Source organism: Sphingomonas sp. PP-CE-3A-406 (assembly GCF_003688625.1).
Classification (GTDB): domain Bacteria; phylum Pseudomonadota; class Alphaproteobacteria; order Sphingomonadales; family Sphingomonadaceae; genus Sphingomonas.
Genome location: NZ_RCWY01000001.1, coordinates 289,675 through 312,767, shown reverse-complemented (window position 1 = coordinate 312,767; position 23,093 = coordinate 289,675). Strand labels below are relative to the sequence as shown.

The 23,093-nt window shown below is 64.4% G+C and carries 18 protein-coding genes; 6 read left to right on the top strand and 12 right to left on the bottom strand.

All coding sequences use genetic code 11. The features are described from left to right. The first annotated feature begins 101 nt into the window (after positions 1-101). Together C8J44_RS01240 and C8J44_RS01235 are read left to right on the top strand one after the other, a co-directional pair. Positions 102-776: a response regulator gene (locus tag C8J44_RS01240; RefSeq protein ID WP_121903048.1), complete on the top strand. Its 675-nt coding sequence runs from the start codon at positions 102-104 to the stop codon at positions 774-776. Positions 777-796: 20 nt separating this feature from the next. Then, positions 797-2,119 carry a HAMP domain-containing sensor histidine kinase gene (locus C8J44_RS01235; protein ID WP_259466654.1) on the top strand — a complete coding sequence of 441 codons (1,323 nt, stop codon included), beginning with the start codon at positions 797-799 and terminating at the stop codon, positions 2,117-2,119. A 170-nt stretch (positions 2,120-2,289) separates the two neighbouring features. Here the strand turns inward: C8J44_RS01235 and C8J44_RS01230 are convergent, their stop codons facing one another. The 4 genes from C8J44_RS01230 to C8J44_RS01215 form a co-directional block, all read right to left on the bottom strand. Then, positions 2,290-4,488: a TonB-dependent receptor gene (locus C8J44_RS01230; protein WP_121903046.1), complete on the bottom strand. Its 2,199-nt coding sequence runs from the start codon at positions 4,486-4,488 to the stop codon at positions 2,290-2,292. Between the two features lie 100 nt (positions 4,489-4,588). After that, entirely contained in the window at positions 4,589-5,011 is a 423-nt protein-coding gene (locus tag C8J44_RS01225) for a DUF2946 family protein (RefSeq protein WP_147453107.1), read from the bottom strand. 258 nt (positions 5,012-5,269) lie between these two features. Beyond that, complete coding sequence (locus C8J44_RS01220; RefSeq protein ID WP_121903044.1) at positions 5,270-6,514, bottom strand: histidine-type phosphatase; 1,245 nt, start codon at positions 6,512-6,514, stop codon at positions 5,270-5,272. Between the two features lie 9 nt (positions 6,515-6,523). Then, a complete protein-coding gene (locus C8J44_RS01215) occupies positions 6,524-9,109 on the bottom strand; it encodes a TonB-dependent receptor (protein WP_121903043.1) in 2,586 nt (861 codons plus the stop codon). A 234-nt stretch (positions 9,110-9,343) separates the two neighbouring features. Between C8J44_RS01215 and C8J44_RS18370 the strand changes: the two genes are divergently transcribed. Both C8J44_RS18370 and C8J44_RS01205 read left to right on the top strand, forming a co-directional pair. Further along, the gene (locus C8J44_RS18370; RefSeq protein WP_183128670.1) at positions 9,344-10,516 is read left to right on the top strand and encodes a methyl-accepting chemotaxis protein; all 1,173 of its coding nucleotides are present in this window, start codon (positions 9,344-9,346) and stop codon (positions 10,514-10,516) included. A gap of 108 nt (positions 10,517-10,624) precedes the next feature. Then, complete coding sequence (locus C8J44_RS01205) at positions 10,625-11,005, top strand: hypothetical protein (protein WP_231420445.1); 381 nt, start codon at positions 10,625-10,627, stop codon at positions 11,003-11,005. A 148-nt stretch (positions 11,006-11,153) separates the two neighbouring features. On the opposite strand, the gene C8J44_RS01200 is transcribed toward C8J44_RS01205, so the two are convergent. Then, entirely contained in the window at positions 11,154-13,241 is a 2,088-nt protein-coding gene (locus tag C8J44_RS01200; protein ID WP_121903042.1) for a catalase, read from the bottom strand. 76 nt (positions 13,242-13,317) lie between these two features. Next, the gene (locus C8J44_RS18365; protein ID WP_183128669.1) at positions 13,318-13,473 is read right to left on the bottom strand and encodes a hypothetical protein; all 156 of its coding nucleotides are present in this window, start codon (positions 13,471-13,473) and stop codon (positions 13,318-13,320) included. 385 nt (positions 13,474-13,858) lie between these two features. Between C8J44_RS18365 and C8J44_RS01195 the strand changes: the two genes are divergently transcribed. Then, the gene (locus C8J44_RS01195) at positions 13,859-14,587 is read left to right on the top strand and encodes a hypothetical protein (protein ID WP_121903041.1); all 729 of its coding nucleotides are present in this window, start codon (positions 13,859-13,861) and stop codon (positions 14,585-14,587) included. A 43-nt stretch (positions 14,588-14,630) separates the two neighbouring features. On the opposite strand, the gene C8J44_RS01190 is transcribed toward C8J44_RS01195, so the two are convergent. Beyond that, entirely contained in the window at positions 14,631-15,419 is a 789-nt protein-coding gene (locus tag C8J44_RS01190) for a DeoR/GlpR family DNA-binding transcription regulator (RefSeq protein WP_121903040.1), read from the bottom strand. After that, positions 15,416-16,930 (bottom strand): glycerol-3-phosphate dehydrogenase, encoded by a 1,515-nt coding sequence (locus tag C8J44_RS01185; RefSeq protein ID WP_121903039.1) that lies wholly within the window; start codon positions 16,928-16,930, stop codon positions 15,416-15,418. Before C8J44_RS01185 ends, C8J44_RS01190 begins: the two co-directional genes overlap by 4 nt. Positions 16,931-17,043: 113 nt before the next feature. On the opposite strand from C8J44_RS01185, the gene glpK reads away from it, so the two are divergent. Next, positions 17,044-18,528, top strand: a complete 1,485-nt coding sequence (gene glpK, locus C8J44_RS01180) for a glycerol kinase GlpK (protein WP_121903038.1) — start codon at positions 17,044-17,046, stop codon at positions 18,526-18,528. 456 nt (positions 18,529-18,984) lie between these two features. Here glpK and C8J44_RS01175 read toward each other — a convergent pair whose 3' ends face one another. The 4 genes from C8J44_RS01175 to C8J44_RS01160 form a co-directional block, all read right to left on the bottom strand. Then, entirely contained in the window at positions 18,985-19,269 is a 285-nt protein-coding gene (locus C8J44_RS01175) for a CsbD family protein (RefSeq protein ID WP_121903037.1), read from the bottom strand. 127 nt (positions 19,270-19,396) lie between these two features. Then, the gene (locus tag C8J44_RS01170) at positions 19,397-19,723 is read right to left on the bottom strand and encodes a hypothetical protein (protein WP_121903759.1); all 327 of its coding nucleotides are present in this window, start codon (positions 19,721-19,723) and stop codon (positions 19,397-19,399) included. Positions 19,724-19,942: 219 nt separating this feature from the next. Further along, a complete protein-coding gene (locus tag C8J44_RS01165) occupies positions 19,943-20,164 on the bottom strand; it encodes a hypothetical protein (protein WP_056049432.1) in 222 nt (73 codons plus the stop codon). Positions 20,165-20,364: 200 nt separating this feature from the next. Next, positions 20,365-23,052, bottom strand: coding sequence for a TonB-dependent receptor domain-containing protein (locus tag C8J44_RS01160; RefSeq protein WP_121903036.1), 2,688 nt, complete (start codon positions 23,050-23,052; stop codon positions 20,365-20,367). Positions 23,053-23,093: the final 41 nt, after the last annotated feature.

Sequence of the window (23,093 nt, the reverse complement as noted above, 5' to 3'; positions counted from 1 at the left end):
GATTAGACTGGAGCCGGTAGCGTCGCTGGCTTACAGCGCGCTTACGGATGCTGCACTGCACCGAAACAGGCGCGACATGGGCACCGGACAGGGGGAGATCGATGCGGATATTGCTGATCGAGGACGACCGCGCGCTCGCCGACGCCCTCTCGGCCGCATTGTGTCCGCGCGGCCTGTCGGTCGATCTGGCCCGCAGCGCCGACGAAGCCGACGCCTTTCTGCAGCAAGCCGACTATGCCGCGATCCTGCTAGACCTTGGCCTGCCGGACGAGGATGGGCTGGCGCTACTCCACCGGATGCGCGCGCGGGGCGATACCCGCCCGGTGCTGATCCTGACTGCACGCGGCACCATCGACGCACGGATCCGCGGGTTGAACGAGGGCGCCGACGACTATCTGGTCAAGCCGTTCGACGTCGACGAATTGCACGCCCGTCTGCTCGCAGTGCTGCGCCGCCAGGGTGGGTATCTCGGCCGGTCGCTGACGTGCGGACGGCTGACGTTCGATCTCGAAATCCGCGTCGCGCATGTCGAAGGTGCGACGATCGCGCTATCGGTACGCGAGACCGAGTTGCTCGAACTGCTGCTGCGGCGCGCGGGCAACGTCGTGCCCAAGCGGATCGCCGAGGATCATCTGTTCGGGCTCGGCGGAGACCTCGGCTCGAATGCGGTCGAAGTCTATGTCCACCGGCTGCGGAAGAAGCTCGACGAGGCGGCGAGCGGCACGCTGATCGAGACGGTGCGCGGCGTCGGCTACATCATCGTCGCCAAGCCATGAGCCTGCGCCTGCCGCGATCAATGCCCCGCTCGCTTCTGGGCCAGTTCATCGCGCTCCATATCGTCACTGCGCTGGTAGCGACGATCGCCCTGTCGCTCGGTGTCGCGATGCTGCTCCACAGCACCGCCGACCATTACCAGCGGCGGCTGCTCCGCCAGCAGGCCGCGACCGTCGCGAGCGCCCTGCCCGCGTCGACCGCTTTGCGCAGCGATGCCTTGACCGACGGCATGGCGGTCGCGCTCATCGACCGCAATCGCGCGGTGATCATGGCCAAGGGGCCCGCCCGGCCGCGGATCATCGCGGCGGTACCGATGGACCACGGGGCGCATTTCTTCCGCCGCGGCGCGATCGAGGCGTACAGCGTGCCGGTCGTCGGGGGGCGCTGGATCGTAGCGTCGCAGGATGGCGCGGCACCCGAGGTCATTACCGACGATATCGTCAGCGCCTTCCTCAAACGTTTTGCGCTCCTGGTGCTGCCGATCGCCGCGCTGGTGCCGTTGATCGGCGCGCTGCTGACCCGACGCCTGACCCGGCGCATGGCGGCAGTATCGGCTACTGCCGCCGCGATCGGTCCGCGGACCTTGGGGACGCGGTTGCCACGCGGCACGCTACCGTCCGAGGTCGAACCGTTCGCCGCCGCGACAAACGAAGCGCTCGATCGCCTGGAACACGGCTTCAATGCGCAGACTGCGTTCGCAGCGGACGTCGCGCACGAACTTCGCACGCCGCTTGCGGTCATCAGGCTGCGCGCCGATGCGATCGACGACGATGCGATCAGAGCCGGCATGCTCGCCTCGGTCGATCGCGCGGCGCGGGTCGTTGGCCAGCTTCTCGCGCTGGCCGATCTCGAGCGGCCGATCGAGGACAGCGGCGAACCGCTCGATCTGGCCGCGTTGGCCATCGCCGTCGTCACCGACCGCGCCCCCGCGATCATCGCCGCCGGCCGCAGCATCGCGCTCGACGATCGCTGGACGGGTAATACGGCCAGCGTGTTCGGTTATCCCGGCGCGATCACGCTTGCGCTCGAGAACCTCGTCGACAACGCCGCGCGCCACACGCCGGTCGGCACGACCATCACCGTGCGTGTCGGACCGGATCGGTGCCTGCGCGTGTCGGATGACGGCGACGGCGTGCCGCCCGAGCATCTCGCGCGGTTGAAGGACCGATTCTGGCGCGCGGATGGCGTTCGCGCGGAAGGCTCGGGCATCGGCCTTTCGATCGTCGATAGGGTCGCGCGCGCGCACCGCGGTGTCTTCGAAATTTCGCCTGGACACTGTGGCAAAGGGCTGAGTTTCGCGATGATTTTCGATCGACCGGGCTTGCCGAAAGATGCCGACGCCTGACCGGTCAGCGCTGCCGGTGTCGATCGTATCGCCGTCGCCAGTTCATGACGTGCGACGTCGATAGTTTCCCTGCGGTGATGGTCGCTACCGACGACCGGGATTCGTCGAACCCCGGCCGTCGACCGCCAAGCGGCGACACAGTCCACGATGGAACCGTATCGCCGCCGGTCTCAGAAGCTCTTCCGAATACCTCCGAAGAAGCCACGTCGCGCGCCATATTGCGGAGCGCCGACCCCGACGCCCGATCCGTCGCGCAGCAGATAAGTCTTGTCGGCGATATTGGTGACGTTGAAGCTGATCGCGACGCCCTTCAGCACGCCCGGCCCATCGATGTTCTGCGTGATGCCGAAATCTGCCGTGAAATACGACGGCAGCTTACCGCCATTGGGCACGATGCCCGCAGGGTCGTCCGCGCGCAGGCCGTCGCCGTAGAGCATCGTCACGGACGGGACGAGCTTGCCGAGGCCATCCTGGATCGACACGCTGCCACCCGCCGAGCCGGTCCAGCGCTGCGAATGGTCGGTGAAGATATAGTGATTGGCGATGTAAGCGATTTCGTCGGGCTGGAAGAAATACTGGCTCGAGACGATGTTCCGGCCCTTCTCCTGCCCGCGCGCGACGTTGGCATACAGGTCGAGCGGCCCCTTGGTGTAGCTCGCCGTGACCTCGGTCCCCCACGCATAGCCCTTGGCGTAGTTGAACGGCGACAGCACCAGCGACGGCCCGAACTGGCCCTCGTCGAGCAGGTTGCGCTTGATCTTGTAATAGGCGTCGACGCCGAGCTTGAAGGCCGAGCCGAAGGTGTGCTGGACCCCGCCGTCGAAATAATGCTCGCGTTCGGCGCGCACCGGGTCCGCCGTCGTGATCGCGGTCGCCTTGGTCGTACCGGTAAACAGCGCCAGCGTCGGCGATGCGATCAGTTCCTGCGGCGGTGGCGTGAAGTTACGCGCATAACCGATATGGAACACGGTGCTGCTGTCCGCCTTCCACACCAGATTGGCGCGCGGGCTCAGCTGCTGCTCGTCCGAATAGGCGCGAACCGCATCGAACCGCGCGCCATAGTTGAGTGTCAGAGACGGGGTCAGCGACCATTCGTCCTGCAGATACACGCCGTAGAGCTGCCCGGTCCGGCCGCCGCGATCGTTGATCGTCAGCGGGACGTCCGAAGTCTGGGCCCCGGAATCGTCGACGGAGAAGACCCGCGAAGTGACGTTCGATCGCGTCCGCTCGTTCTGGAAGAACAGGCCGAAGCGCAGGGTATGGCTGTCGGACAGCTTGTAGCTGCCGTCGGCCTGCACGCCCGCGGTCAGGCTCGACAAGCGCGACGTGTCGGCGACGCCCGCGAGGATCAGGTCGCCACCCTGCGGATCGGGCGTGAACCGGGTCTGCGAATAGCGGATGAACGGCGCGATCTGGAAATTGAACGCTTCGCCGGCATATTGATAGGCCAGCACGCCGTAATGCGTGATCTCGCGCTGGTTCTGGTCGAGCTTGGCGGAGTCGTACGTCGACTGGCCGTTGAGCGTGTACGCCGGCGCCTGGCCCGGGTTGTTGGGGATCTGGAAATACCCGATCGACGTACCGCCGAACGCGGTCAGCCGGCTCGTTTCGGACAGGATGTCGGAGACATAGCCGAACCCGCGATACTGGCGCGTATGATCGTGGATCGCATCGCGCGAGGCGGTCGGGTTTTCGACGCCGAGGTCGTTCTCGAGATAGCTGCCCGACGCGAAATAATTGAGCCCGCCGCTTGATCCGTGGACACTTGCGGTCGGCTGGACCGTACCGCGACTGCCGCCGTAGAAACCGAGATCGCCGCCATTCTCGAACGCGCCGTTCTCGGTCTTCAGATCGATCACGCCCGAGGTCCGATAGCCGTATTGCGCGGGCAGCGTGCCGGTCAGCAGGTCGATCGACTTGGCGATGTGCGGATCGAACGTCGAGCCGAAGCCCGAGATGCTCTCCGGCACGATCACGCCGTTCAGCCGGTATTGGAGGTTGGCGTGCTCGTTGCGAACGTGGATCGCGCCGTAGCTGTCGAGCGTCACGCCCGGTGCCTGGAGGAGAACCTGCGCCAGGCTGCGGTTGAGACCGCCCGGCTGACGCTCGAGAAGCGCGCGATCGAGCGTATAGTCGCTCGACCCCAGCGAGGGGAGGATCGCATCGCGCGCGGCATCGAGCCGCCGCGCGGTCACGACGATATCGCCGCCGGCAGCTGGAGCAGGAGTCGCATCGGCGGGCGGAACCGGGGTATCGGCCTGTGGTGCGGCGGTCGTGTCGGCGGACGCGGTCTGTGCCGACACGCTGGCGGGAACGAGCAGGGCGAAAGGTGCAGCCGTGGCCACGCCCAGCAGGAGAAGATGTCGCATTTTTGAAGAGCTCCAAGAACCTAGAGCGACGGATCGCGCTTGCGCGACGCCGACGCAGTACGGACCGGCGTTCGTCGACGCCGCACCCGCGAAAATAGTGTCAGGCTTGGAGGGGGAGCGGTGGCGCGCGGCTGCGCCAGGCGTGCGAGCGCACGTTGCGGACGGATACCGATTGCAACAGCGCGGCGAGCCAGATCGTGCTGGTCGCGGGGGTGAGAACAACTGTGTCTTTGGGCAGGAGGAAGGCGTCGGCGTGCGCCAGCTCCCAGCATAACGGACAATCCGACTCGTCCTGCTGCGTCGAGCCGTCATCGGCCGCACCGGCGACGGCCTGCGCCCCGGCGGCGTGGACGATCGGCGCCATGTTCCGGTGCACATGCGTATGCACCTGGACGACGAGACCCTGGACGAGGATCGCGAACAGCGCCGCGACGAGCATGACGATGCGGAATACGCGGGCGTTCGCCTGCCGGAGCAGCGTACCCTCAGGCCGCTGGCCGATCTCGCATCCCCCCGTCCTCACGGTCAGTGCTTACATGTGATGTTGTAGTGTAACATTCAAGCGGCCCGTATACGCCAATCCGCTGGTCCGCAAGCGCGCTCGCGGATCTGGATTGTCGGGCCCCGTAAACCGATGTTGCGTTGCGGTACAGGATCGATGCGGCGGGGTGGCGATCCGCTGGTCCAGCCGATCATCATTGGCGCCCGCCAGTCTTCCTCCATGCCTGAAATGGAGGGGGAAGGGCCAACAGGATTTCGCGCCGTTCCGATTCTGCCCGCCTTACCCGACCTGCCCGACCAGCCGCTCGTTCATCAGCGTCTCGAAGGCGGCCAGCGTACAGAGCCCGCGAACCCCGCGCGCGGAACAGCCGACGATCGGCATCACGGTGCGATACGGTTTCGCCGCACCACCCAAAGGCGTGAGGTTGCGAATTTGATCGAGCGTCTGCGAGCGATAGACCGCGCGGACGTAGAGCTTTCCCTGTTGATCGGCGAGCCGTTCGAGCACGATCGCACCACCCGGCGAAGGATCGTCCGCGGCCAGCCCCGGCACGCGCCAGTGCAGGTCGAGCAGGCCGCCCAGATTGGCGATGTTGGTGTCATGACCCGACAGCATCGTGATCGCCGGCGCATCCTTGCGCGGATCGCTGATCGCCTGGCGCATCAAGGCGCCGATCCCCGACAATCCACGCGCCGCAACATATTGCGGTCGCGCGACCAGGCGGAATTCGACCGCATGCAGTTCCGACGCGCGGCCGATATCGGCGGCGGTGGCACGCCCCCACCCGACCTCGCGCATCGGCTTGCCGTCCGCATATTCGAGCAACAGGATCTGCGCGACGGTCGACGCGCGGTCGAGCGCCCCGGCGAGCTTCGGCCGTGCGCCGGACTTGAGCGGCGCCAGCGTCGACGGCTCGCGGGTGACGCCGCACGCCGATTTCGCCGCGCCGCACAGGATCGCATCGATCCGCGACAACACGGGGCGCAGGCGACGCTCCTCGCCCGCGATACCGGCGGGGCCGATGTCGTCGAGCACCGCCGCGCGCGCCTGCGCCGCATCGAACGGCACCGTCCCCTCGTCGATCGGCGAGAACACGGGATCGCCGATATCTTGTGGGCGATGCGCGATATCGAGCGTGCACCCGGGCGCGAGCGCGGCGCCCCAAGTTTGGGCAGTCGCGATCGTCCGCTGATCGCTGTCCGCGATGATCCGCATCGTGCCACATCCGGTCCGCGAGAGCACACCGTCTGCGATGAAGGCGGCGCGATCGGCGGCCGCCAACAGGCGCAATGCGTCGGCGCCGTGCGGGGTCAGATAGCCCGGCTCGACCAGCCATGCGGGCCACGCTTCGGCAGCGGTACCCGCGGGCATCGGCGGCGACTTGGTCGGTGGCCGGACACCGTGGCGCATCAGCATCACGACCCGGTCGACGTGCAACCCGGCCGGCACCGCGGCCTGCGCGAAGGCAGCAGACCCGGTCGAGGCCAGCAGGATCGCCGCGGCGGCGGAAAGGATCGATCGCATGGCAGAATCCTAGAAGTGGAGTTGCGCGCCCCAGCGAACCGACATGTCGTAGCGCTCGCGCTCGACCAGTAACGCCTTGCTGCCGATATAGCGACGCCACGGCGCGTCGGTCAGGTTCGTCGCGCTCGCGAAGAAGGTGAGTTCCGGCGAGACCTGATAGCTGGCGTTGACGTCAAGCTGGCCGTTATTGTCGGTATATTGGTCGAGCGCGGCGGTCGCCCCGAGCGTGTCGAGATAGGCCGAGCGATACGAATAGGCGGCGCGGACCGCGAACCCATATTTCTCGTAGAAGATCTGCGCGGTGCCGACATGCTTCGACTGCTGGAACAGCGGAATGTCGCCGGTCCGCGACGGCGTGCCGAGGATCGTGCCGTTGCCGTTGCCCCAGATCTGCGTGTAGTTCGCCGCCACGCCGAACCCGTCGAGCGGCGACGGCAGGAAGGTGAAGCGCGTCTGCAGATTGGCCTCGATCCCGTAGAGCTTGGCCTTGTCGATGTTGAGCGGCGTCGTAACGGTCGCGTTGGTCAGCGCCTGCCCGGCGAAGCTGCCGGTCTGGCCGAGCAGCGACTGGGCGTAAATCGGATCGTCGAGCTTCTTGTAAAAGCCGCCGAGCGAGATCAGCCCCTGCCCCGGCAGATAATATTCGACGGCGCCGTCGAAATTGAGCGCCTTGTACGGCTTCAGGTTCGGATTGCCTTGTGCGACCGAGTTGGGCGACGTCGTCTGATCGACCGAGACATACGGCGCGAGCTGCGCATAATTCGGCCGGCCGATCGCGGTCGTCACCGCACCGCGTACGACAAGCGCGTCGGTCAGGTCGTAGCGCGCGTTGAGACCGGGAAACACATCGGTATATTGCTTCGATCCGAAGCTGTTATAGCCCGAGGTCAGCGACGATGTGGCGGTGATCAGCTTGGCCTGGCTACGGTCGCGGGTCTGTTCGACGCGGACGCCGGGCACGAGCGTCAGCTTGTCAAACTTCAGCGTCGCCATCGCATAGCCGGCGATGATCCGCTCCTTCACGTCGTAATCGTTCGCCAGGCTGTTGGCGATCGACCCCGCTGTGTTGAGCGTGACGGTACCGGGATTGGCGGCGAGGTACGCTTGCGCGGCGGCGTAATCGATCCGCGGGCCGTATGTGTAGTCGCTCCCGTAGAAGCTGGTGTCGCCAAGATACGAGACGTTGGCGAGCGTAAACGTCCGTCCGCTGGTAAGCCCGTAGGTCACGTAGTCGCGGTTGTTGGTCTTGTGCCGGTCGAGATATTTCGCGCCGATCTTGACCACTGAGTCGGACCCGATCCCCAGTGGAATGGCGTAGTCTATCCGGCCTTGCGCCAGCTTCTCGACGGCGAGGCGCTGGTCGTAGTTGACGCTATTAAGCGCATAGGCGGTCTGTGCCAGCGTCGTCGTCGGCACGAAAGTGTAGGGCGTGTCGGCGACATCGTAATCGACCGTCAACGCGGTGCCGCCGGTCCGAAAATTATATTCGGAGCGGAGCGGGTCGCGCTTTTCGGCGCGTGCATAGCCCCCCGTCAGCGACAGATGGCCGGGCCCCAAATCGAATTCGCCCCCGCCCTGCACCGACTTGGTGTTATCCTTCTCCTCGCGCCGCCGGACGCGGACGCTGCCACGTCCGCGGAACCGGCCGGTGGTGGCGGTCTGGTTGGAGAAAGCGGACTCGTTGTCGATGATGAACTGGTCGCGGGTTTCGTTGTCGTCGAACGCCGAATACGTCCCGCGCAGGAAAAACTTGGTCGTATCGCTCGGTCGCCAGTCGAGATTGAGCACCGCGCCCTTGCGCGTCCGCGTCAGGTTATAGTCGCGCAGGCCATATTGGTCGGGCACGACGAAACCGTTCGCCGCCACCGGCACGCGCCAGTTGGTCGAGCCCTGGAAGTTCTCCGACTCGATCGGCCGCTTCGAGTAATTGACGGACAGGACGGCGCCGAACTGGCGGTCGGGGCCGAACAGCCCGCCGACCTGGATATCGCCCTCATAGGGATGCTTGCCGTTGAGCCGCGACCAGCCATAGGCGGCGCGCGCGTCGGCGAAATAGGCCTTGTTCCGATCGAACGCCGACAGCGTCCGGACATCGACCGACCCACCGATCGCGTTGGCATCCTGATCCGCGGTCAGCGACTTGGTGACGACCACCGCGCTGATCAGGGCAGACGGAATGTCGTCGAGCTTGACCTGCCGACCCTCTGGCTCGGGCGCGGGCAAGGTCATGCCGTTCAACGTGACGTTGACGAGATCCGGGTTGATCCCGCGAACGATGACGTAGCGCCCCTCGCCCTGATCGTTGGCGACCGACACGCCCGGCAGCCGGCGGACCGCTTCGGCGACGTTCTGATCGGGCAGCTTGCCGACATCGTTCGCAAACACCGCCTCTACGAAATTGTTCGCGGTCCGCTTTTCCTCGATCGCCTTGCGTTCGCCAGCGCGGGTGCCGGTCACCACGATGTCGTCGGGCGGGGTTTCCTGATCGGGTGCTGCTGAGGCTGCGACCGGCGCAGTCTGCGCTTGGAGCGGCCCCGTCAGGATCGCGCACAGCGACGCGCTCGCTGCCAGCGCAGCTTTCGAAATCCCGTTCATCTGCAATCGTCCCCGGCCCAATTGGGGATCGCCTACCGGTCACCTGCGACAGTTCCGCGACGATGTCGTGACAGATCCAAGTCACCCCGCGGCGCTGCCCGTCGGTGATCTCCGACGGTTAGTTTGCAGCGCAACGACAAGAAACCGCCCGTTCCCAAAAAGGCTCTATTTGTGCGTTGGTTAACACCATTTTGACTGTATCGTGCGAGGCAGACGCCGCGAAACGAGGCCGAGATGACGATCACCAAGACTTCAAATTTCAACGAGGACGACGTTCGGGACCTTCGTCTGGCCTTCGATCCCGACGGAACCCTCGAAAGCGATCTGCGTGAAATCTGGGCGGTCATCAAGGACGGCGTCGATGAGGACGTACGCCGGTTCTGGCGGCCGTTCGCTGGCGACGCCACGCCGTACAATCTGGAGCAGGACCGGATCGACGACCTCGTTCGTCGCGACATCGACTACACCGAACTCAAATTCACCGGCGGCCTGAACCAGAAGCTGATCGGCAAGATGGTCCGCCGTGGCCGGGCGAGCAGCATGGACCGAGCGACGGAGATCGCCTTCTCCGCCGGTCTGCTTCGCAGCTATCACGCGCGTCATGCCCGCCTGTCCGCGGCGCTGACGGGCAAGCCGGCGACGCTGACCCGGCTGACGCATTCGCTCTATACACTCTATGCGCTCGAGACCTCGGTCCTGTTGAATGGCGCCTCGCTGCAAAGGGCCGACCAGGAATTGGCCGACAGCGCCGAACATCGCAGCAAGCTGGAGGCGATCGACCGGTCGCAATGCTGGCTCGAGATGACGATCGACGGGACGATCGTGACCGCAAACCGCAACCTCCTGTCGCTCATGGGCTACACCATGAGTGAACTGGCGGGGCGTCATCACAGCATGTTATGCTCGCCGGAAGACCGAGCGTCCCAGGATTACGTGGATTTGTGGGCCAACCTGCGTGCTGGACGGTTCGTGCAACGCGAATATCGCCGGCGGGCCAAAGGCGGCGGCGATGTCCATTTGCAGGCAACCTACAATCCGATCTTCGATCAGCACGGTAGCGTGGTGAAGATCGTCAAATGGGCGACCGACGTGACCGCGATGCGCGTAGCAGAGCAAACAGAATCGGCTCGCGCGCAGCAATTCCGTCAGGAGGCGGAAACGCGCCGCAAGGCTCACGAAGACACCTTGTCGAAGCTTGCAGAGATCGTTGACGACATCGGTGCGGTCACGCGGCAGACGTCGATGCTCGCGCTCAATGCCTCGATCGAGGCCGCGCGTGCCGGCGAACGCGGCAAGAGCTTTGCGGTGGTGGCAAACGAAGTGAAAATGCTCTCGGGCCGGATCAAGGACGCGACGTCGACGGCGGCAAATGTTCTAACCTACGGCCAGCAATCGATCAGGCTCTGATCACTTAAAAATCCGCCGATCTTGATCAAGGTTGCTGTGATTACACGGACATATTCGCGGATCCGCTTCGTTTTCGATCTGCCAAATCATGGCTGCGGAGAGCGAAACATGGCTGTTAAATTTGCAGGAACGATGAACGCGATCAATCGCGGACTCGACGCCACCAAGCCGACCAAGGGTGCCGACATGGTGGAGGACTGGGAGTCCGCGCTCGCCGAGATCGACACGCCGGGTGCCAAGGGGATCCTGCGGGACCTCGCCGCGCTGCGCAAGCAGCTCGAAAAGGGTGAGCCCGATGCCGATCGCATCCACGCGCTGCTGCACCGTCTCGGTACGGCGACCACCAAGATCGCCGACAAGGCGGACAAGTCGCAGGAGAAGCTGAAGGCGCTCGGCGAGGCACTGACCGAAGCCGGCGAGGATTCGCCCGACGAAGCCGAGGACGTCGAAGCCGCCGCAAGCCCCAAGCGCGCGCGCAAGAAGAGCTGACCGACAACCGGGCCGGTCCGCCGGCCCGGTGTTATCAACGACGTAAAAAACCACGCCCGGCCAAGCCGAGCGTGGTTTTTTACTGTCTACCGAATGCCGAAATCGCGGTGCCGCTTCGACCCGAGAGATCGAAGCGGCACCCGAACGATTACGCCAGCGTACGAACGTTGGGCTCGCGATCCCAGTAACGCTTCTTGGCCGCGTCGACGAACGCGCCCAGCTCGACGACACCATCGTCCGCCTCGACCCCGGCCTTGTCGAGCAACGGCTTGGCCGCGGCGTTGTAGCCGATCGCCTTGAGATGCCCGAACGCATCCATGACCCACTGTACCGCCGCGCCTTCCTTGACGAGATTCGCACAGGCGTCCTTGCTCAGGATGACCGCGCACGCGTCGACCGTCACCGAGGGCTGACCGAACAGCTGCGCATCCGCGGCGATCGGCGATCCGTCCGACAGCGGGACCTTGCCGACCTTGGGCGCGATCGTCTTCGCCTGACCACCGGCCTTCTTGATCGCGTCCTTCAGCGTGTTCAGCTCGCCGGCGTCAGTGCCGTCGGCGATCAGGATGCCGACCGTTCGACCTTCCAGCGTATGCTTCTCCAGCGGACCACGAATGATCCGCAGCGCCGGCGACAGGTCCATATCGAGAACCGGTGCCGCGGTCGGCGATGCCTCGGGCAGATCCATCGCGAGGCCGGCAGCGACGCGCTTGGCCAGATCCTCGTCGACGTTGCGCAGGTTCGCCATCATCTGGATGCGGATGTGATCAAGCGAAACCTTCGACAGCTCGAACACGATCGCCGATGCGATATGCGCCTGCTCGGCTGGGTCCATCGAGCGGAAGAACAGCCGCGCCTGACTGTAATGGTCCGCAAAGCTCTCCGGCCGAATCCGCAGCTTCTGACCTTCTTCGTCCGACGGGAAGGTCTTGTAACCCTTGTCCGGATCCTCGCGCGCGCCTGCTTCCTCACCTGCCTTGGCCAGGCTGTTCGGCTCGTAGTTGGCGCGGCCCTTCGGCACCGCCATCTGCATGTGACCGTCACGCTGCTGATTATTGAACGGGCTGCCAGCCGCGGCAGCACGACCCTTGGCGGCATTGATCGGCAACTGGTGGAAGTTGACCGACCCGAGACGCGACAGCTGCGTATCGGTGTAGCTGAACAACCGCCCCTGCAGCAGCGGATCGTTCGAAAAGCCGATGCCGGGTACGACATGGCTGGGCACGAACGCAGCCTGCTCGGTCTCGGCAAAGAAATTGTCGGGATACCGGTCGAGCACCATCCGACCGACGATCTTCACCGGCAATACTTCTTCCGGAATGATCTTGGTGGAATCGAGGACGTCGTAAGGCTGGCTGTTGGCGAATTCCTCGTCGAACAGCTGGAGACCCAGCTCCCACTCGGGATAATCGCCGCGCTCGATCCGCTCGAACAGGTCGCGCCGCTGGAAGTCGGGATCGGCACCCGCGATCTTTACGGTCTCGTCCCAGATCGTCGACGCCAGCCCGGCCTTGGGCTTCCAGTGGAACTTGACGAAGGTCGACTTGCCGTCCTTGTTGATCAGGCGGAAGGTGTGGACCCCGAACCCTTCCATGTTCGCGAAGGTGCGTGGCAACGTGCGGTTCGACATCGCCCACATGATCATGTGGGTGGATTCGGGCATCAGGCTGATGAAGTCCCAGAACGTGTCGTGTGCGGTCGCCGCCTGCGGATAGCCGCGATCGGCCTCCATCTTGGCGGCATGGATCAGGTCGGGGAACTTGATCGCGTCCTGAATGAAGAACACCGGGATGTTGTTGCCGACCAGATCCCAATTGCCTTCGCGCGTGTAGAACTTGACCGCGAAGCCGCGCACGTCGCGCGGCGTATCGATCGAGCCTGCGCCGCCAGCGACGGTCGAGAAGCGCGTGAACACCTCGGTACGCTGCCCCTTCTTCTGGAACATATCCGCGACGGTGATGTCCGACAGGCTTTCGGTGCACTCGAAATAGCCATGCGCCGCGCTACCGCGCGCATGGACGATCCGCTCGGGGATACGCTCATGGTCGAAGTGGTTGATCTTCTCGCGGTAGCTCTCGTCCTCCAGCAGGACGGGCCCGCGCGCACCGACCTTGAGCTGGTTCTGGTTATCGGAAATCGGCGTACCGTGGTTGGTCGTCAGTACCGGATGATCGGCATCGGTGACCTGATGCGTCTCGCCACCGGTCCCTGCGTTGAGATCTGAAAAGTCGGTCATGGGAATCCTCGTGTCATGCCGACGGGGAACGGTTCGGAAACCATAAAGGTTGCGCGTCGGCGCTACGCGACAGAGGTTAAAAAGCTGCAATTTCAACATCGATCAGCCCAGCGTTCAAATCGCCGCTGCCAACCCTCATGACGAAAAACGCCTGATACGAGGCATCGACGATATAGAACCGTATAAACACGTTGTATTCCAGCGGTCCCGCCCGTTTGACGAGATCGAACATTGATCTTGCTTAGTGTCTTTATCTTTCCCGTATCTCCATCGAAAGTTTTGAAATTATCTTCGTTTAGAGCCGAACTGGCTCTATAAGGTGTTCATACGTTACCTATCGGCTGAGTGATCAATCGATATATCTTGATAAAAGCACGTTTCAGCTGGTAGCGGCCTTCGGGTAGATATGCGGAAAGTCTCAGGAGGAGATCGCGCCTATCTATTTGGGAGAGTGCTTTGACCGGACTATCAATCGAGGCCGGTGTTGCCGCATCCTCTGCGATCGATTCGCACGCGGGAGTGAGAAAAATATGTTCGGCGCGGGCAGGACTATCCGAGTCAGGCAATCGCGGCGGGAATATTATACGAAATTCCTTTCGTGATCCGGCGTCGCGGCCGTGAGCAACAGTCGACTCTCGTCGATCTGGCTGATCGGTGTCGCGATACCGGCGGGTCTACTGTTGGCGCCGTCGATCAAGGCCGATCCACAGGTCGAGAGCCGATCGGGGCCAATCCTGACGCTGGACGGGCATCGCTTTCGCGATCTGGACCGCGATGGCAGGCTCGATGCGTATGAGGATTGGCGGCTTTCCCCAGAACGACGGACGGACGATTTGCTTGGTCGCATGACCCTGACGGAAAAGGCGGGGACGATGCTGCACGTGGCGCTGCCGACGATCGAGACCGCTGCAGGCCCAGGGATCGGCCGAACCTTCGAGCGCTCTGACCTGGCGCGCATCACCACGATGGTGCGACTGCATGGCATAACCAGCTTCGGTAGCCGGACCGCTCTTTCCCCGCGACGCTTTGCCGAACAGAACGCTGCGCTCCAGGCGATCGGCGAGACATCGCGGCTCGGGATACCGATCACCATCACCACCGATCCGGACAAGGCAATGCGCGCGGCCCCCCGCGTCCAAACGAACGGTCGTGGCCGGATCGGCGATGGTGACACGCCGGCACCGATCATCGCCGCAGGACGTGCCGGCCGCGTTGCGCAGGCAAGGATCGACGCGTCCGTGCGACCGATCATGATCGCCAAGTTCGTCAGCGGGCTTTTCGAGAACCCCTACGCCGCTCCGGTCGCGGCGCAGGCAACCCGCTGCCGTTCGAACTGCGGTACGTGATGGCGGCGGTGACGCAACGTCCAACAGTTCGCCGAGGTTCGGATCAGTCGGTGGGCGCGGCCTCCACGAGCTCGGCGTTCGCCGATCGGCAGGCCGCAAGGATGGCGGGATCGCCAAGACGGTCGGTCACGAAATAATCGATCGCATCGAGGCCGGTGATCCGGATCGGCGCAGGCCGATGGAGCTTGGAGCGATCGGCGACGAGGATCACTTTCCGCGCCTGCGCGATGATCGTCTGCGATACGCGCACCTCGTCGACATCGAAATCGAGCAACGTACCGTCGCGATCGATCCCGGACGCACCGATGATCGCGAAATCGGTCTTGAAGCCGCGGATAAAATCCATCGCCAACGCGCCGACGACCGCGCGATCGGCGGCGCGGACGCGGCCGCCTGCTGTCAGGATCTCGATCGACGGCGAGCCGCGCAGGATGTCGACGACGTTGAGGTTGTTGGTGATCACCAACAGGTTGCGATGGCCGGTCAGCGCCCGAGCAACCTCCTCCGTTGTCGTGCCGATATTGATGAACAGGCTGGCGCCGTCGGGGATAAGCTGCGCCGCCGCCGCGCCGATCGCGGCCTTCGCCTCCGACGCGAACGCTCGTCGTACACCATGATCGAGATTGTCGACTCCCGACGTCGCCACCGCACCGCCATGCACACGCGACACCATCGCCGTTTTCGACAGTTGGTTGAGATCCTTGCGGATCGTCTGCGAAGAGACGCCGAACTCCGCCGCCAGCGCTTCGACGCTGACGCTCCCGGTCTGGCGCGCGAGTTCGAGAATCCGACGGTGGCGGAGCACGGCGTGTTCGAGCGGCGCCGCGGTCATGCTCGGGTCGACGGTCGGGCTTCGAAATAGGCGGTCAGTCGGTCGGCGGTCCCCGACGGGACATGCAGTCCAAGCTTGCTGCGTCGGTACAGGATGTCGTCGGAAGTTTGCGCCCATTCGCGCGCGATCAGATAGTCGACCTCGCTCTCGGTCAATCCGCCGCCGAAATCCTCGCCGAGCGCCGCAATATCGACGGCATCGCCGAGCAGCGCATCGACGTCGGTCCCGTAGGCACGCGCCAGCCGACGGAGCAACTCCGAAGGCAGCCCGGGCCGCGCGGCCGTCAGCCTGCCAAGGAACCGATCGAAATCCGCCTCCGGCATATCGCCGCCCGGCAGCGCGACGCCGGCGGTCCAGGCCGGGCCGATCGCGGGCATGACCTTCGCCAGTTCGGCCATCGCGTGTTCGGCGAGCTTGCGATAGGTGGTGATCTTGCCGCCGAAGATACTGAGCATGGGCGCCTTGCCCTCGCCCGCATCCAGGTCGAGCACGTAATCGCGTGTCACGGCGGAGGCGTTGCCGGCATGATCGTCATGCAAAGGACGGATCCCGGCGTAGCTCCACGCAACATCGTCCGGCGTCAGCTTGCGCGTGAAATAGCGGTTTACCGTCGCGATGAGGTACGCCGCTTCCGCGTCGCTGATGACCGGCGTGCCGGGCGCGGCGTCCCATGGCTGGTCGGTCGTGCCGATCAGCGTGAACTTACCCTCATAGGGAATCGCGAAGACGATCCGGCGATCCTCGTTCTGCAGCATGAAGGCATGCGCGCCCTCGTAGAGTTGCGGCACGACGATATGGCTGCCCTTGACGAGCCGCACCTTGCTATCGCTGCTGATACCCTCCGCGCGACCGATCACGTCGCTGACCCACGGGCCCGCGGCATTCACCAGGACTTTTGCGCGTATCCGATGCTCGCCCCCCGCATCGACGATCGTCGCCGTCCATTCACAACCCTCCCGGCGGGCATCGATCAGCCGGGTGCGCGTGCGAATCTCGGCCCCGCGATCGGCGGCATCGCGCGCGTTCAGCACGACTAGGCGGCTATCTTCGACCCAGCAGTCCGAATAGACGAACGCCCTGCCCTGTCGATCGGCAAGCCCGTTGCCAACCGGCGATCGGTCGAGCGCGATCGTTTCGGTTCCCGGCAGCCGCTTCCGCCCGCCGAGATGGTCGTAGAGAAACAGGCCGAGCCGCACCATCCAGGCGGGACGCGGCGATTGCGTCTGCGGCAGGACGAAGCGCAGCGGCCAGATGATATGCGGCGCCATGCCCCACAGCCGCTCGCGCTCGATCAGCGATTCCCGCACCAGCCTGAACTCGCCATATTCGAGATAGCGCAGCCCGCCATGGATGAGCTTGGTCGAGGCGGACGAGGTGTGGCTGGCGAGATCGTCCTGCTCCACCAACAGCACGCGCAGGCCGCGTCCCGCCGCATCGCGCGCGATACCCGCGCCGTTGATGCCACCACCGACGATCAGCAGGTCGTAGGCCGGAGACGATGATGCAAGCACGGGAATAGCCTTCCGCTTTCGATTGCGCGCGCTTTAGCGAAGTTCGAAGACAAACGAAAGGATTGACCGTCCTTTCAAACCGGAACAAGTCAGGCGCAAGCGGAAAGGATCACATGACCGGCAAGCACATCCTCGCGATCGACCAGGGGACCACGTCGACGCGGAGCATAGTCTTCGATTCCAAAGCCAAGCGTGTCGCGGCGGCGCAGGTCGAGTTCGCGCAGCATTATCCTGCGCCGGGCTGGGTGGAGCATGACCCCGAAGACATCTGGCGCGATGTCCTGTCGACGGCGCGCGAGGCGATCGCCAGGAGCGGCGTCGCCGCACGCGATATCGCTGCGATCGGCATCACCAATCAACGCGAGACGACGGTCGTCTGGGATCGCGCAACGGGCACCCCGATCCATCCCGCGATCGTGTGGCAGGATCGCCGGACTGCGGCCCGCTGCGCCGAACTGCGCGCGGCGGGCGCCGAGGACGAAGTTCGCGAGCGCACCGGATTGCTGCTCGATCCCTATTTCTCGGGCACCAAGATCGCGTGGATCCTCGATCACGTCGCGGGCGCCCGCGACCGTGCCGAGCGCGGCCTGCTTGCATTCGGAACGATCGACAGCTTCCTGTTGTGGCGGCTGACCGGTGGCACCGTCCACGCGACCGACGTCACCAACGCGTCGCGCACGCTGCTCTGGAACATCCGCGAAGACCGCTGGGACACCGCGATGTGCGACCTGCTCGGCGTGCCGATCGCGATGCTGCCCGAGGTTCACGACAACGCCCATCACTACGGCGTGACCGCCCCCGGTCTGTTCGACGCGCAGATCCCCGTCGCGGGCATCGCCGGCGATCAGCAGGCGGCGCTGTTCGGCCAGGCCTGCTTCGCGCGCGGCATGACCAAGTCGACCTATGGCACGGGCTGCTTCATGCTGCTCAACACCGGGGCCGAGGCGATCCGCTCGAAACATCGGCTGCTGACGACTCCCGCATATCGGCTGGACGGAAAGACCACCTTTGCACTGGAGGGATCGATCTTCGTGGCGGGAGCGGCGGTGAAGTGGCTACGCGACGGCATAGGTGTCATCACGCACGCGCGCGACACCGACGACATGGCGACACAGGTGCCCGACAATCACGGCGTCTACATGGTGCCCGCTTTCGTCGGGCTGGGCGCGCCGCACTGGGATGCCGACGCACGTGCCGCGATCTTCGGACTGACGCTGGGCGCGACGCAGGCGCATCTCGCACGCGCGGCACTAGAGGCGGTCGGCTACCAGACGCTCGACCTCGTGGCGGCGATGATCGCGGACGGCGGCGGAAGGCCCGCCAGCGTGCGCGTCGATGGTGGCATGGCGGCCAACGATTGGCTTTGTGGTTTCCTTGCAGACCTTCTCGAAGTCCCAATCGAACGCCCGGAGGATTTGGAGACGACCGCACGGGGAGCGGCCTTTCACGCGGGGCTCGCAACCGGTGTGTGGTCGGGTCTAGACGAGCTGGAAACGCTTTGGTCGCGGGACCGCTGTTTCGAGCCCGCCATGCCAGATGATCGGCGCAACACGCTCGTCGCCGGCTGGCACGATGCGCTGCAACGGACACTCAGGTAGCTGCAATCCGACCCGCCGGAGCTTCAAGACGCCGGGAAACCGTTTCTCAGGTTTTCTATTCAACGCGGTGGCGGCATCCGGACATGGATGTCAGCCGCGGACGGTACGAATCGCTTTACGGGCGGCGAGACGCGGCGCCATCCGCGCTGAACGACAAGCAAAGCGACGGCGGCTCCCAAAGCGGCGATACAGAGCTCAACCATACGACCGGGACGAGCGCGGTGGTCGTCGGCATGCCACAGCCCCTCCCACTCTTCGTCCGACCGGATTTTCCTGGCCGCGGGGTTGTAACGCGTATCGTACCGGGCATTGAAGTCGGTGTGGCCCGTCATATCAGGCTGCTTCCACTAAAGTGTAAGGCCATCGGCGAGGCTTGGGTTCGCCGGACGCGAGATCGATGTCGTTCGTCATGGTTCGAGATTACGGCGGGGGCGACTGGCGCCCCCGCCGGATAGCTTACTTGCCGCGCAGCGTGTTGATCAGCGCGATGCCGAGAACGCCGGCTACGGCGGCGGCGGTGAACGGACGCTCCTTGGAGAACTGGCGGACATAGTCGATCACCGGCCGAATATTGTCTTCCACGGCGTCCTTGGCCTGGCCATAGGTCTTCTGGACCGTTCCGCTCAGCTGGTCGGCGGCGCCTTCGGTCTGCAGCGACTTGTCTCCGATCGCGTTGCCGAGGCCTTCCTTGAGCTTGCCGCTGAGATCCGAGGTCGTGCCGGTGATGGTGTCGCTGTTCATGATGTATCTCCTTGGTTGTGTGTAAAAATGAACCGGATGCGAAACGTCTGAAAATCGGTCCGTATCCCGACCGTTCGATTTGGCGGTGATCGCGCCCGCGAGTCCGTCGCGCTAACGACCAAAGGGCTTAAAGCGGGGACGCCGGGTCCGTCAGGAGCCCGCAAGCCGCGGCGGCCTTGCCGACTTCGAGCGGAACCTTGGGATCCTTCACCTGCCCCGACACGCGGACGAAATCGCCGATCGTCAAGCGACCCGGCGTCGTGTCGCCCTGGCGCGACGCCTTTGCCGCGCGGCCGAGCTGCTGGAGCTGCCCGATCGACAGATTGGCTTCGAGGCGGTCGCCGACGCACTGCGACTGTACAGGCTGGAACCCATAGCCCTCGAGCGACGTGGCGATCTTGGCCGAGGGATTGACGCACGCGGCGAGCGACAATGCGCTGGCGCCGACAGCCATCAGGCAAAAGGTGGTTCGGAAATCGATCATCATAAGCCCCGTGTTGTCGGGATATGCCGCTCAAGCTCGATCGAGCCCGAACCATATACTCCCTGGACAAAACTCACGAAGGCGAAAATATATTCAGGTATTCCTGTACTATAGCAGCTGTTTTACGCACCGGCTGCGGAGCCTATGCTTCGCTGACCGGCTAGTGTCAGCGAAGCGCAGCGTTCAGGTTCAGCCGTGCGAGCGGGCCGCGGCCTTCTGGGCACGAGCCTGCTTGGCGTAGTGATGGTGCGCGATCACGCAGCCGGCGGCAGCACCCATCACGGCATGGCCCTTGCCGACGAAGTGCCCACCGACGCCGCCAGCCGCCGCGCCGCGGATGCAACCCTTGGCCAGCGCGGGCGAAACCGACAGCATCATCATGGGCAGAATGAACAGAGCACTGCGACGCATACGGACTTCCTTTTCGTTAAAGCAGACCCGCAAAATACCGATGACGATCGCGCAACGTTCCATGTGATTTTTGTCACATTCCTCGTGATCCGTTCGCGCCTGCTTCGTCGAGTCCGGCCACGACACCCGACAGCATTCCGCCGCCGACTTCGAAGCCGGCGGCGGTGATCGTTCGCTCGGTCAGACCCGGGGATCGACGATCAGAACGCGTAGCTCGCCGACAACGAGAAGGTCCGTCCGAACCCAGCGCGGTTGGTGCCCGCATAGGCGACGCCGTACAGCGAACCCGTCGTAGCAAGGTCGCCGACCGATGCCTGATCGAGACGACCGGACTGATCCCAGCTGTTGAACAGGTTGGCGACGTTCAGGCTGATCGTCAGCGGCTCGACCGGCTTCACGTACACGAACGCGTTGAAGATCCCCTGCCCGCGCTGCTTCAGCAGATTGCTCGAGTCCGTATAGGTCTTGGTCTGGCCCAGATACGTGAAGCCGATCGAGCCGAGCGGCAGGTTGAACGACGGCGAGATCGTGAACATGAAGTCCGGCGTCGCCGCCGGCGTGTTACCCGAATTGTTGCCGATCAGATCCTGCGCGATCCGCGAATGCGTGTAGACGATGTTCGCGTTGAGCGCGAAATGCTCGTACGACATCTGCGATTCCAGCTCGGCGCCATAGGTTTTGTAGCGCTGGAAGATCTGCCGCTGGCCCACCGGGCGCGTAAGGTCGTAATTGTATTCGGTCGCCTGGCTGCGGAAGCCGGTCAGGAACGCGCCATAGCTGAACCCGCCGACATTGCCGCGCTGCTTGATGCCCAGTTCCTGCTGCGTCACCGGGTTGACCGCGACCGAGCGGCCGATGTCGGTCAGCCTGCCCGCCGTGGTGAACGCACCGGGGAAGTCCGAGACGATCCGGTCGGCATTGGCGCGGTGGCCCTGGCTGACGCGGACGAACACGCTGGTGTTGCCGTTGAAGCGGTAGTTCGCGCCGAGCGACCAGTTGAAATAGTTGACGTTGTAGTCGATCTTCTGCGCCACGCCGCTGTTCAGATACGTGTTCTGCTCGGCGACCGACAGCGCACCGTCGCCATTGACGTCGAGCGCGGACTTGGTCGCTGCGGTCTGGAAGAAATTGCCCGAGGCATGGAGGAAATCATACCGACCGCTCGCGTCGAGGTCGATATGATCGTCCTCGTAGTTCAGCGTCGCATAGGGCGCGTTGCCGGCATAGTTCAGGTCGTAGTGGCGGTTGAACGCGCCAAAGCCGGTGTTGTAGCCCGTGATGCCGTTGTCGGTCAGACGCACGCCGGCGGCGTTGTAAAGGTCGATCATCGCCGGATCGTTCGCGGTCGCGGCGGTCAGGCTGCCGTTCCACTGCCAATCCATGTTGATCGTCTGATTATAGTGATAATAGGCGGCGCGGGCGGTGACTTTCCCGGCGCCGACGTCGATTTTGCCGGTCACGCCGAAGTCGTTGGCCCAATGATTCATGTTGTTCATCGCGGTGCGCAGCGTCGGGTTGCCGTTGACGACTGCGTTGCCCGCGACGGTCTGACCCGCGTTGGGCCCGTTCGCATAGCGTGCGCTGGCGGCGGTATAGATCGTGCCGTTCGCGGTGGTGACGGTGTAGGGATTGGCGCCCGAGGTGAGCGCGTTGACGTTCGTCAGGCTGCCGTAGAACGGTACCGAGAACACGCCATTGTTCCAGGTATAGGCGAAGCGGTTGTCGATCGCGAGATTCTTGCCAAAGTCGTAGTGGAGCTCGCCGCCGGCGGTGGTCGAGCGGACCGAGATGCCGTCCTTGTTGTTACCCTGCGATACCGAGCCATCAGAATTGACGACCGGGAAGGTCAGGTTGTTCTTCGAGAACGACGTGTCCTTGCGCGCGTCATAACCGTCCAGCGGGTAATAGCCGGTGATCGTGTCGCCCTTTACCCGCACGCCAAACGGCATCGAGGTGTAGGTCGGCGCGCGATCGTCGAGGCGCTTGAAGTTCAGGCGGATATAGCCGGCGTTGTCGTCGAACGTCTTGGTGACATTGGCCTTCACCTGGTAGCCGTTCTCCGCGGTGTAGCTGAGATCGCGCGGCCCCTCGCCGTTGCGATAGAAACCGCCGACGTTGAAGCGCAGCGTGTCGCTGATCGGCGCACCGTAATCGAAGTCGACCCGCTTGTCGTTGTAGCCGAGGCCGGTCGAAACGCCGACCCGCCCGCCCGCGGTCTCGCCGGTCTTGGACACATAGTTGATGACCGCGCCGGGCGCCTGCGATGCGCCGGTCGACGAGGTGCCGCCGCGGACCGCCTGCAACCGATCGACGGTATAATCGTAGCGCTGCCAGAAATCGTTGTTGCCGAACGCGATGTCGCCGAACTCGACGTTGGGCAGGCCGTCTTCCTGCAGCTGGACATACTTCGACCCACCCGATGCAAGCGGCAGGCCGCGTACGGTGATGTTCGAATTGCCGCCTGCGCCTGCAGTCGATTCGACGCGGATGCCGGGGATGAGATGGAGGACATCGGCTTCGGAGCGCGGCGTGAACTGCGTGATCTGTGCGGCGGTGACGTCGCTGACCGAGGTCGAGCTGCGGAACTTGGTCTGACCCTGGCGCGAGCCGGTGACGACGATGTCGTTGAGGAACTGGCCCGACGCGCCGCTGTCGTCCGCGGTCGTCGCTGCCGCCACCGGCGAACCGTCGATCGCGGTGTTGGTGGTCGCGGTCGGCGAGCTGTTGGCGGCCTGGCCGGGCTGCGCCGTGGTCGCCTGCACCGAAGGCGCGCCGGGCTGACCGGACGCTGGCGTCGGGACCGTTGCGATCTGCGCGAACGAGGGAGTGGCCCCCAGCGCTACGGCGAGTGCAGCAAGCGAAACCAGTGACGTCGATGGCAGGCGCATGATCGGTCCCCTCCTTGGGATAATGACGCGACCTTCTCCGA

Bases quoted from the DNA above. Each gene is read 5' to 3' on its own strand.
- C8J44_RS01205 (WP_231420445.1), top strand. From the start codon at position 10,625: ATGGCTGTTAAATTTGCAGGAACGATGAACGCGATCAATCGCGGACTC.
- C8J44_RS01200 (WP_121903042.1), bottom strand. From the start codon at position 13,241: ATGACCGACTTTTCAGATCTCAACGCAGGGACCGGTGGCGAGACGCAT.
- C8J44_RS01215 (WP_121903043.1), bottom strand. From the start codon at position 9,109: ATGAACGGGATTTCGAAAGCTGCGCTGGCAGCGAGCGCGTCGCTGTGC.
- C8J44_RS01240 (WP_121903048.1), top strand. From the start codon at position 102: ATGCGGATATTGCTGATCGAGGACGACCGCGCGCTCGCCGACGCCCTC.
- C8J44_RS01235 (WP_259466654.1), top strand. From the start codon at position 797: ATGCCCCGCTCGCTTCTGGGCCAGTTCATCGCGCTCCATATCGTCACT.
- C8J44_RS01220 (WP_121903044.1), bottom strand. From the start codon at position 6,514: ATGCGATCGATCCTTTCCGCCGCCGCGGCGATCCTGCTGGCCTCGACC.
- C8J44_RS01190 (WP_121903040.1), bottom strand. From the start codon at position 15,419: ATGACCGCGGCGCCGCTCGAACACGCCGTGCTCCGCCACCGTCGGATT.
- C8J44_RS01230 (WP_121903046.1), bottom strand. From the start codon at position 4,488: ATGCGACATCTTCTCCTGCTGGGCGTGGCCACGGCTGCACCTTTCGCC.
- C8J44_RS01170 (WP_121903759.1), bottom strand. From the start codon at position 19,723: ATGGCTGTCGGCGCCAGCGCATTGTCGCTCGCCGCGTGCGTCAATCCC.
- C8J44_RS01165 (WP_056049432.1), bottom strand. From the start codon at position 20,164: ATGCGTCGCAGTGCTCTGTTCATTCTGCCCATGATGATGCTGTCGGTT.
- C8J44_RS01160 (WP_121903036.1), bottom strand. From the start codon at position 23,052: ATGCGCCTGCCATCGACGTCACTGGTTTCGCTTGCTGCACTCGCCGTA.
- C8J44_RS01175 (WP_121903037.1), bottom strand. From the start codon at position 19,269: ATGAACAGCGACACCATCACCGGCACGACCTCGGATCTCAGCGGCAAG.
- glpK (WP_121903038.1), top strand. From the start codon at position 17,044: ATGACCGGCAAGCACATCCTCGCGATCGACCAGGGGACCACGTCGACG.
- C8J44_RS18370 (WP_183128670.1), top strand. From the start codon at position 9,344: ATGACGATCACCAAGACTTCAAATTTCAACGAGGACGACGTTCGGGAC.
- C8J44_RS18365 (WP_183128669.1), bottom strand. From the start codon at position 13,473: ATGTTCGATCTCGTCAAACGGGCGGGACCGCTGGAATACAACGTGTTT.